Origin of the sequence: Bradyrhizobium sp. (genome assembly GCF_027451485.1) — a bacterium.
Taxonomy (GTDB): domain Bacteria; phylum Pseudomonadota; class Alphaproteobacteria; order Rhizobiales; family Xanthobacteraceae; genus Bradyrhizobium.
Genome location: NZ_DAIDJE010000065.1, coordinates 1 through 9,101 on the forward strand (window position 1 = coordinate 1; position 9,101 = coordinate 9,101).

A 9,101-nucleotide genomic window follows, 5' to 3' on the forward strand; every position below is an offset into this window, starting at 1 on the left:
GGATTCCGCCATATCGGCCTGGCGACAGAATTCCGATATCTGGGCCAGGATCTGATCGTTCTTCATCGAGGCGCGGGTGGGAAGCAGGAGTGGGGCGGAAAACTCCTAGCACAGACTGCCCACTTATGCCCACATCCGGACAAGGCGGCCAAGCGGCGGTCGCCCGTCACATCATCGTCGCAGGCGCCCCACCAGAATGGGCCGACGCACCCGTGTCATGCGCTTCAAGACGCCGGTCAGATTTCAGTTGAGGAAGGAAGAGATGGGAAACCGGATTACAATCCCCTTGGCGATCGTCAGCGTGATGATCTCGACGTCGCTGGCGCAGGGCTCTGAAGTCTGGGTCCCGCAAGCTCATGGGCGGGTCGCCGGCAGCGTGCCGTCTGCCGAAAAGATCAAGCCGGAGAAATCCGGGCCCGAGGGGACGGGCACCGCCGCGACGACGAACAGTCCAACCAACCCCGACACCTGCAACCAGCAGAACGCGTCCTCGCCCGCCTGCTACAGCGCAACGCAGCAGACCAGGAGCAAATGACGGGCCTACCGGAGCGCAGAAAATCCGGCCGGCCTGGAGCTCGGCGCCGGGGCTAAGGCCCTCTACCCGCCAAACTCGCGACGACGCCGATCAGCACGAAACGGCCCCGCGGCGCGGACGGCGACAGCGGGATCCGCTGACTAACAGATCGTGGCTCGGAAATCTGTGCCGAAACTCTTGCTATTTGGCGGAGCGGACCGCCGCGAGTTCGTCGGTGAGTTCCGTCGTGGTGCGATCAATCATCCGTCGCGCGAAATCGTCGATCGGCAATCCCGTCACGCGTTGATACTTCCCGCCGGCACAGGTGACGGGCACCCCGCAGATGATGCCTTCCGGAATACCGTAGCTGCCATCAGAAGCAATGCCCATCGAGACCCAGCGATCTCCGGTTCCCAGGATCCAATCTCGCATATGATCGATTGCAGCATTGGCGGCCGATGCCGCAGAAGATGCGCCTCGCTGCTCGATGATGGCGGTACCGCGCTGCGCGACGGTCGGAATCAGCGTGTCGCGATACCAGGCCTGATCGCCAATCAGGTCAGGTAGACTGCGACCCTTCGCCTTTGCGAAGCGCCAGTCGGCAAACATGGTCGGCGAGTGATTGCCCCAGACCACGACGCCCTCGACATCGCCGACTTCCACGCGCGCCTTGATCGCGAGTTGCGACACAGCTCGGTTGTGATCAAGGCGGATCATTGAGGTGATGTTCTTCGCCGGGAAATCCGGAGCATTCGCCGCGAGAATTGCCGCATTGGTGTTCGCCGGATTGCCTACGACGATCACATGGGCCTCGCGACGTGCGGCCGCGTTGAGGGCGCGCCCCTGAACCTTGAAGATTTCCGCATTGACGGCCAAGAGGTCGCGCCGCTCCATGCCTTTGGAGCGCGGACGCGAGCCGACCAGAAACGCGGCATCCGCATCGCGGAACGCGGCGGCAGGGTCATCTGTGATGACGACATCTGCCAGCAAAGGGAAAGCGCAGTCTTCGAGCTCCATTACAACGCCACGCACAGCAGCCTGAGCCTGAGGCAAATCCAGCAGCTGGAGGATGATCGGCTGCTTGGCGCCGAACAGAGCTCCGCTGGCAAGCCGAAACAACAACGAGTAACAAATCTGACCGGCGGCGCCGGTCACCGTGATACGTTTAGGGTTGCTCATCTATTTGCCTCCAAAATCTTTCCTGGCCGATTTGATCTTTGGTCCGCGATTGAGACCTCGGCTGCGCTTGCCGCAAAGCTGACCTAAACGCCAGAGGCTTTATGGCAACTCGCCAGAACGCCTCGCTAACTAAAATTACGGGAGGGAGACCAATCGATCCAACGCGTGTTATATATCGATCTGATCGTTTTTATAAATCAATAAAGGGAGCGCTCTCCGCGATCGAATGCATCCAGTGGAGGTTCGAACATGTTTCTGAGATTGCGGCAGTTGTGTCTGGTTGCTCACGATCTGGAGCCGGTGGTCCAGGATCTGATGGCCGTGTTCGATATCGAAGTGTGCCACCGCGATCCTGCGGTTGCCAGATTTGGTCTTCACAACGCCCTCCTTCCGATCGGCAATTCGTTCGTCGAGATCGTGGCTCCGATGCAGGACAAGACGGCGGCCGGTCGTTATCTCGATCGTCGGAAGGGGAATGGCGGATATATGGTCATCCTCGATACGGACGAACTGGACAGATGGCAAAGGCATGTTGACGCTATTGGTGTGCGTGTTGCGGCGCGCCTGGCGTCGGATGGGTATCGTGGATTGCAACTGCATCCCCGCGATACGGGCGGCGCTCTTCTCGAGATCAATTGGTCGGACGGAGGAGCCGACATCAACGCTGCCTATCATCCTGCCGGTCCTGGTTGGCAGGCTTACGTGCGCACGGCGGCCGTCAAAACCGTCATCGGCGCTGAACTGCAGAGCGATCATCCGGAGAGGCTCGCCGCGAAGTGGGGCGAGATTTTGAGAAAGCCGGCTCGGCCGATCGATGGCCAGTGGTGGATCGACATCGACAATGCCAGCCTTCGGTTTGTCCCGGCAGGGGACGACAGGGGCGAGGGACTGAGTGGTATCGATCTCCGGGTCACGGAACGCGATCGAGTGCGCGATGCAGCCAAGGGCCGCGGACTTGCCGTTACCGACAGGTCCGTCCTTATCGGCGGTGTTCGGTTCAATCTATCCGAAACCGAACGCTGAGCCGCATCCCGGATCGGCGACAAGAGCTTCAGCGGTCAGAACTTCGCGATCACTGCATCGCTCGGCAATCTGGCGGCGGCGATTTCAGGCGGCACGGCCTTCTGATATCTTTCAAGCTCGCGCATGAAGGCCTCGCCTGCGGCCTTGTCCTTGAATTCCCAGAGCCTGTTCTTCACGCCCTCGAAGATCAGCGAATAGACCGCAAGCTGAATCCCCTCGCGCACCGCCAACGTGGGCGGCGTGTTCTTCGTATATCCGACATCGGCCTGAAGCAGCTTGTCGACGGCCGTGAACAGGAAGCCGGTCCCGGCGACCTGGACCGAATAGACGATCTTGGTCGTCGTCACCGAAGCCAGCACCCGCCCGGTCTGCACGCTGACAGCGCGCAGCGCCACCGTGACGATGTCCTGGCGATATTGAACATTAGGCCCGACGCCAAGGTAGTTGGCCCCGGCGCCTCCCGTGGTCTCGTTGGTGTCGTAACCGATCACCCCGCCTTCGAGCAGAATGCCTGCAAAGCGCAGCGGCGGAAGGCTCTGCGCCTTGTCGCCATCGATCGCAGTCCGCGTGTTTTGGATGATCTGCCGCTCCTGCAACAGCGGCTGCAGATCGTTGCGCTCGGCGACATCGAACCACGCGCCGCCGCCCGCTTTCACCGCCACATCGGCCAGGATCGCCGCACCCCCTTGGGTCAGCGCGCGCGAGAATTCGGCAAAGTTGTCGTTGGATTTGTTTTGGCCGGTCAAGTCGGGAAAATTGTAGACGGCAACATCGAGCTTGCGTTTGGGCGGCGGCAGGTGATCGAGCACAAGGCCGGTCTTGGTCGGCGGCAGCAGAGCCGCGGCCTCATCGATCGGATCCCTGGCCGTTCCCGCCATCGGGTCAAACATGCAACCCCCAACTGACACGACGACCAGCGACAGACACACCAATCTGGCGATACGCAAAACCAATTTAAGCCCCCACCCGCTCGCGAACGACGATCCCGACCAGTTAGCATCGCCAGATGACAGATATCCGAATAGGCGCCACTATCTGCGCACGGTCACCTCACGGCATATGGGCCGCGGTTGAAGTCGGGTTCGCGACCGTGCTGTTCGTCGTCCCAGAAGTGCCGGCACCCGTCGTTCCGTTTCCAACGTTGTTCAGGGCATTGGCCAGCGGCGTCAGGTCCGGCCCCTGATTGCCCGACTTCGCGCCCGCACCTTGCGCCTGTGCGGTCGACAAGAGAAAGGTGCCGTTGTACGGATTGCCCCCGAAGGTCGGGCTAACGGGATGATAGACCTGCTCAGTCGCAAGCGCCGGCGTCAAGAAGGCCGCCACGCCAATAACGCACAGAAGCCGAAATCCGCCTTCACTCATATCCGTCAGCCTTTGTTTGAGATCACGTACCACTCGGCGCGACGCGTCCATCACTTCACCACCAACGTGTTGCCCACACGAAAGACGGTGGCCGGCCGCGCCCCCTTCGGCTGAATGATATCGAAAGCGCCGTTCGGCAGCCGGGCAATCAGCATGTTGAGCGGCGCCGTGCCGGGCGGCTCCAGCACATCCACGTTCAGCCCCTTCACGCCGACCAGCGCCAGATTCGAAACAAGCCCCTGCCCGTGCTGCAAGATCGCGACGTTGTCATGCGTGCCGCCGAGAATTCCGACATTGGACTTGTTGCCTGAACCCGCCTGCGCCTGGAGCACGAAGTTGCTGCGCCCCATCTCCAGCGTGCCGGCAGCGTTTCCGCTGGTCGCGGGAAGCAGCGTCTCGGGTGTCTGCTGCATCGTGCCATTCCGCGGCGGCGCATACGGCAACGACTGGCCCGCTATCGGGTTCGAGACCAACGCGTGCCCGAAAAAGGCGCCGCCGGTCACCTGCGTGACGAAGGCGCTATCGGCAAGAGCGGTTTGAGAAAATAACGCCGCCGTCGCGAACGCGGCGGCAAACCGGCCTAAGGTGAAACGCATGAGACACTCCCGGAATCTGAATCGAGCACCAGCCTGACCTCGAAGTGCCCCGCGTCGGATGCACCCAGGAAGGTGGTCGAAAGAATTTTTTCGCTGTTGGCTTCAAGATTGAATTCGCCGCTTTGAATGTTGTGGCTGGCGCCGCCGGCGCTCGCCTTCTTGATATCCAGTCGGTAGCGCCCGCTGGCGTCTTTACGGCTGCTCGCAATGGCGTCGATGCGGATGGCCTCGCCCTCCGCCGTAACTCCTATACGACATCCGATCGCCATGATCTGTCGGATCTTCGCAGGCATCGCGTCTGCGCGCGCACACAAGACAACAGAAACCGCGGCGAGACGCAAAACGATGCCGGCGAGCTCCCTGGTCAAAACCGCGCGGGCTTTCGACATCGGCTCCCCCGGGGGAAGGAGCGGCGGGAGACGATCCCGCCGCTCATCGGCGCATCAGTGCTGCGTGACGACCGCGACGTTGTGCGATCCGAACTGCGCCGTCACCGAAGTGTTGGAGACGCTCGCGCTCGCCGTCTGCACGACGGTTGCGCTGTTGCCGTTGCCGACCTGCAACGTGGATTGCAGATTCTGACCGATCATCGGCTGAAGGCCCGTATCGGCCTGATGCACCTTGGCATCATTGTACTTGCCAACCTGGGCGATCAGCGAGCCGTTGACGCCGTTGTTGAGCGGATCGGCAATCTTCTGCTTGGTGACAGCCGTGTTGCCGGTGCCGAGTTCAAGCGTCAGCGCCGTGTTGACGCCGTTGCCGTTAACGACGTTCCTCTGCGTGGTCTTGGCCGTATTGTCAGAGCCGGCCTGAATCGTCGCTTGCAGGTTGTTGCCGTTGGTCTGCCTGGTATTTGCAGTGTTGTCCTGGCCGAACTGCGCGGTCAGCGAGGCATTGGGGTTGTTCGATTCGTCAGCGTTTTTCTGCTTGGTTTTGGCAAGGTTTTCGGAGCCGACCTGCAATGTCGCCTGCTGATTGTTGCCGTTGACCTGCTTGGCGGCCGACTCGTTGTACTGGCCGAACTGCGCGGTCAACGACGCGTTGGTGGCTTGATTTGCCGTGCCCCCCGGATTCGAGCCGCTCTGCTTGGTACTGGCAAGGTTGTCGAAGCCGACCTGAAGCGTCGTGGCATTATTCGTTACGCCGCTGAGGTCCGTCTTCTTGGTGTTGCCGGAACCAATCGAGCTCTGATCAGTGGTCGCAGTATTGTTGCGGCCGAATTGCAGCGAGACCTGATTATTGTCGCCGCCCATGCCGGGCTTCTTGCCGGCGGCGCCCTCGCTGTCCTGCGAAATCACTGCGGAGTTTCCGGCGCCCGCCTGAATGGTGCTCGATTCATTCCGGCCGCCGTTCACGCCGGTAAGCTGGCCGGTGACCGCGAGATTGTCGGATTCCTTGCCTCTTCCGAACTGCAGCGTGGTCTGGGTGTTGTTGCCGCCGGCCTGACCGACCATCGACGTGTTGCCATTGCCGAATTCGCCGGTGAACGACTTGTTCTTGTTGCCGCTCGAGTTGTTCTGAAGCGTCTCGGCGTAGTTGTCGTTGCCGATCTGGACGGTGCCTTGGCTGTTCTTGCCGCCGAGCTGACCAGCCGTCGAGACGTTCCTATTGCCGATCTGCAGGGTCGACGATTTGTTGGTGTCGCTTCCGGTCGACTGCTGAGCAGTGATGGACTGATTGCCCTTGCCGAACTGAGCGGTGCCTTGCTTGTTGTTGCCGTCGAACTGACCAACGATCGCGCTGTTTTTCTTGCCGGCCTGGATGATGAAAGACTCGTTGCTCGCAGCCGAAGCCAGCGACGTCGTGGCCAAAAGCACTGCCAGCGTCGTGAGGTATTTCATGACACTTCCCTGTTGTCCAAAGCGGGGTCAGCGACAATCGCTGCCCTCGATCGTGCCGTTAACACGCTGTTAACCGCGGCGACAATGGGCGCAGAAAAATTTCATAGAGCCGTTACAATCGACAGCGCGATGTCCTGCAATTCGCGCGCTTCCCGATCGATCCTGCTCTGGCCCGTTTCGCGTCTTGCGGACAACGATCCTTCGGACAGGACTCCTTCGTTCAATTTTGGGTACAGGCCGGCTCTCACGTTTCCCGCCGCGTGGCCTCGGAAATTGCAATTTTACTGTCACGTTCAGCGATTAAAGCTGGGAGCGTCGCCGGATTTTGATCCGCCGCCATATGTGTCGACGCTCTCCGCGTTGTAGACTGCGTTCCGATTCCGCTTTTGAGGTTCGGACCGCGGCTACGGACACGTATGACGACAATCGAAGAATTGATCGCTGCGAACGCCATCTCGCGACTTCAGGTCGAGATGCATCCGCGCGAGCAGGAGTTGCGACTGCTCTATGGCACGCCAGACTTCATCAGTTGGCTTGCCGAAGTGGCGAAAGGCGCAGAACCGCAACACAGGCTGGGAGAAGCAACAATAGCCGAACAAGTCGATGATCTCTTCAATACCTTCCTCAGCGGCCGGCCTTTGATTTACATGAAGCAGTTTCGCTCCATTCGTGCGGAGAAAAACGCGGTGTGGGAATTGAAAACGCCGGATGTGCGGATCTTCGGCTGGTTCCTGAAAAAGGATTGCTTCGTAGGCGTATTCGGAAACTGGACTAATGTGGTCAAGGATCACGATCTCTATCGCGGCTACCGGATTGCCATCCGACGCCTGCGCCGCGAATTGGGAGTGGACGAAAATTTGTGTGTGCAGGGGATAACGCCGGGTGACGTCCTTTCACTTTGACATCGGCAGCCGCGCACGTCACGCTGGCCGTTTCATCGGCCGCGTGCGCGGCGAGCTTTTGCGGGCGCTCGCGCAGCGAAAGAGCGAAGGCTCGCTTCCGCAGCAGTTGCTGGCCGACAAGCTCGGGATCGAGCGGTCGCTGATCAACCGGCAGCTTTCGGGCGAAGCCAATTTGAGTCTGCGCTCGCTCGCCGACCTCGCATGGGCGATGGATATGGAGATTTCGTTCGAACTGAAGCGGCCGGCAGCAGAGGCCGGACAGAACCACCCGCTGGCGACCTCGACCGTCAGCCATGGCCAGATCAAGTACATCAACGGCTCTGCCCGACGGGGACCCGGGCATGCCGTGCCGGCAGGCGCTGCGCCGGAGCACGCGAAAAACTCCGCATGATGCAACGCTACGGCTATTCGATTTTCTGCGACGACATCCGCAACGAGCCCGGCGGCAAGCTGTCATTCGTCGGCTGCTACAACGCTGTGATGTTCACCTCGCCGCGCTTTCCGCTGGTCCTGCCGAAGTTCTGCATCCATTTCCACGTGTTCTCGCCGGCGACGCAGCCCTACGAAACCGTGCTGTCGCGATGTTACGTGCCTGGCCGCGCCGATCCGGTGGCCGAAGAAGCGATCGAGGTGCCGCGGCTTGAGGACCAGATGAATTTGCTGGCGAACCTGCCGAAGAACGGCGGCGCGCCTCCCTGCATCGTCGTTGCGGCAAGCCTGGTCTTTGAACCCTTCGAAATTCCCGAGCCCGGAATGGTTCACATTCGGACGCTGATCAATGGCGGACCGGGCGAACTTCACGTTGGTTCGCTGACCGTCAGGCCTGCGCAGGATTCACGCTGAAGTCATAAGCTTCAGTGCGGATTCCGCTGCGTCACGATGGCCTGGTTGCCGCTGCCGCGCTGGACGATCGCGGATGCGTTTCCGTTGCCTGTCTGAGTCACGGCGGCAAAATTATTCACACCGAACTGCTGCATCGAGGAAATGTTGGTGCCGGGAACGGCGGCCGGCGCCTGGACGAACTGATTGAGAGCGCCTGGCTTCACCGGAAGCGCCAGCATCGCGGAGGCGCTCGCCGATGTCGCGACAGCGGCGGCGGCCTGCTCGGACGCCACCGTCCTGTTCGTCACCTGCGTGATGAATGCTTCGCCGCTCGAGACCGGCTCAGCGGCCGTGATCAGAAGAAGGACCAATCCCGTTACCACGCGCATGCGAACCTTCTCCATCGATTCCGCAACGGATAGAAGATTCGCCTTAAGAAGCGGTAACGAGACCTTCGGTGAGATTGGTCCGATCGCTGTGCGATTTTCGCACCGCTATTTCCCCCACACCTCCTGCGCCAGTTCGACCACGAGACGGAGTTTGGCCCACTGCTCTTCCTCGCTGAGGATGTTACCCTCTTCGGTCGAGGCAAAGCCGCATTGCGGCGACAGCGCCAGTTGATCCAGAGGTGCAAATTTGGAGGCCTCCTCCAATCGCCGCTTGATATCGTCCTTCTTTTCCAGCGCCCCGCTCTTCGACGTGATCACGCCGACCACGACGACCTTGTTGCCCTTTGGCAGGTAGCGCAGCGGCTCGAAGCCGCCGGCCCGCTCGGAATCATATTCCAGGAAGTAGCCGTCATAGTTGGTGCCGGCGAGTAGCGTCTCGGCCACCGGCTCGTAGCCGCCGGACGAAATCCATG

Annotated in this window: 12 protein-coding genes and 1 pseudogene; 5 read left to right on the top strand and 8 right to left on the bottom strand. The window is 60.8% G+C overall.

Translation table 11 applies throughout. From position 1 onward, the window contains the following. The first annotated feature begins 262 nt into the window (after window positions 1–262). A complete protein-coding gene (locus tag NEZ08_RS09635) occupies window positions 263–535 on the top strand; it encodes a hypothetical protein (protein ID WP_298106387.1) in 273 nt (90 codons plus the stop codon). Between the two features lie 180 nt (window positions 536–715). Here NEZ08_RS09635 and NEZ08_RS09640 read toward each other — a convergent pair whose 3' ends face one another. Beyond that, window positions 716–1,693 (bottom strand): malate dehydrogenase, encoded by a 978-nt coding sequence (locus NEZ08_RS09640; RefSeq protein ID WP_298106388.1) that lies wholly within the window; start codon window positions 1,691–1,693, stop codon window positions 716–718. 249 nt (window positions 1,694–1,942) lie between these two features. On the opposite strand from NEZ08_RS09640, the gene NEZ08_RS09645 reads away from it, so the two are divergent. Then, a complete protein-coding gene (locus tag NEZ08_RS09645) occupies window positions 1,943–2,716 on the top strand; it encodes a VOC family protein (protein ID WP_298106389.1) in 774 nt (257 codons plus the stop codon). A 35-nt stretch (window positions 2,717–2,751) separates the two neighbouring features. On the opposite strand, the gene NEZ08_RS09650 is transcribed toward NEZ08_RS09645, so the two are convergent. From NEZ08_RS09650 to NEZ08_RS09670, 5 genes are all read right to left on the bottom strand, one after another. Further along, window positions 2,752–3,606, bottom strand: coding sequence for a CsgG/HfaB family protein (locus tag NEZ08_RS09650; RefSeq protein WP_298106390.1), 855 nt, complete (start codon window positions 3,604–3,606; stop codon window positions 2,752–2,754). A gap of 160 nt (window positions 3,607–3,766) precedes the next feature. Next, window positions 3,767–4,129: a curli assembly protein CsgF gene (locus NEZ08_RS09655; RefSeq protein ID WP_298106391.1), complete on the bottom strand. Its 363-nt coding sequence runs from the start codon at window positions 4,127–4,129 to the stop codon at window positions 3,767–3,769. Next, window positions 4,129–4,674 carry a hypothetical protein gene (locus NEZ08_RS09660; RefSeq protein ID WP_298106392.1) on the bottom strand — a complete coding sequence of 182 codons (546 nt, stop codon included), beginning with the start codon at window positions 4,672–4,674 and terminating at the stop codon, window positions 4,129–4,131. Before NEZ08_RS09660 ends, NEZ08_RS09655 begins: the two co-directional genes overlap by 1 nt. After that, window positions 4,659–4,943: a curli-like amyloid fiber formation chaperone CsgH gene (csgH, locus tag NEZ08_RS09665; RefSeq protein ID WP_298106393.1), complete on the bottom strand. Its 285-nt coding sequence runs from the start codon at window positions 4,941–4,943 to the stop codon at window positions 4,659–4,661. Before csgH ends, NEZ08_RS09660 begins: the two co-directional genes overlap by 16 nt. A 174-nt stretch (window positions 4,944–5,117) precedes the next feature. Continuing rightward, window positions 5,118–6,515, bottom strand: a complete 1,398-nt coding sequence (locus NEZ08_RS09670; RefSeq protein WP_298106394.1) for a curlin — start codon at window positions 6,513–6,515, stop codon at window positions 5,118–5,120. Window positions 6,516–6,931: 416 nt separating this feature from the next. Here NEZ08_RS09670 and NEZ08_RS09675 point away from each other — a divergent pair, with 416 nt between their 5' ends. From NEZ08_RS09675 to NEZ08_RS09685, 3 genes are read left to right on the top strand one after another with little or no spacing between them, the layout of a single operon-like run. Further along, window positions 6,932–7,417 carry a hypothetical protein gene (locus tag NEZ08_RS09675; RefSeq protein ID WP_298106395.1) on the top strand — a complete coding sequence of 162 codons (486 nt, stop codon included), beginning with the start codon at window positions 6,932–6,934 and terminating at the stop codon, window positions 7,415–7,417. After that, a complete protein-coding gene (locus NEZ08_RS09680; RefSeq protein WP_298106396.1) occupies window positions 7,398–7,808 on the top strand; it encodes an XRE family transcriptional regulator in 411 nt (136 codons plus the stop codon). Before NEZ08_RS09675 ends, NEZ08_RS09680 begins: the two co-directional genes overlap by 20 nt. Next, window positions 7,805–8,260 carry a hypothetical protein gene (locus NEZ08_RS09685; RefSeq protein WP_298106397.1) on the top strand — a complete coding sequence of 152 codons (456 nt, stop codon included), beginning with the start codon at window positions 7,805–7,807 and terminating at the stop codon, window positions 8,258–8,260. Before NEZ08_RS09680 ends, NEZ08_RS09685 begins: the two co-directional genes overlap by 4 nt. Before the next feature lie 11 nt (window positions 8,261–8,271). Here NEZ08_RS09685 and NEZ08_RS09690 read toward each other — a convergent pair whose 3' ends face one another. Further along, a complete protein-coding gene (locus NEZ08_RS09690) occupies window positions 8,272–8,628 on the bottom strand; it encodes a curlin repeat-containing protein (RefSeq protein WP_298106398.1) in 357 nt (118 codons plus the stop codon). 105 nt (window positions 8,629–8,733) lie between these two features. Further along, window positions 8,734–9,101: pseudogene (locus tag NEZ08_RS09695) on the bottom strand (5-methyltetrahydropteroyltriglutamate--homocysteine S-methyltransferase); the annotation flags it as partial.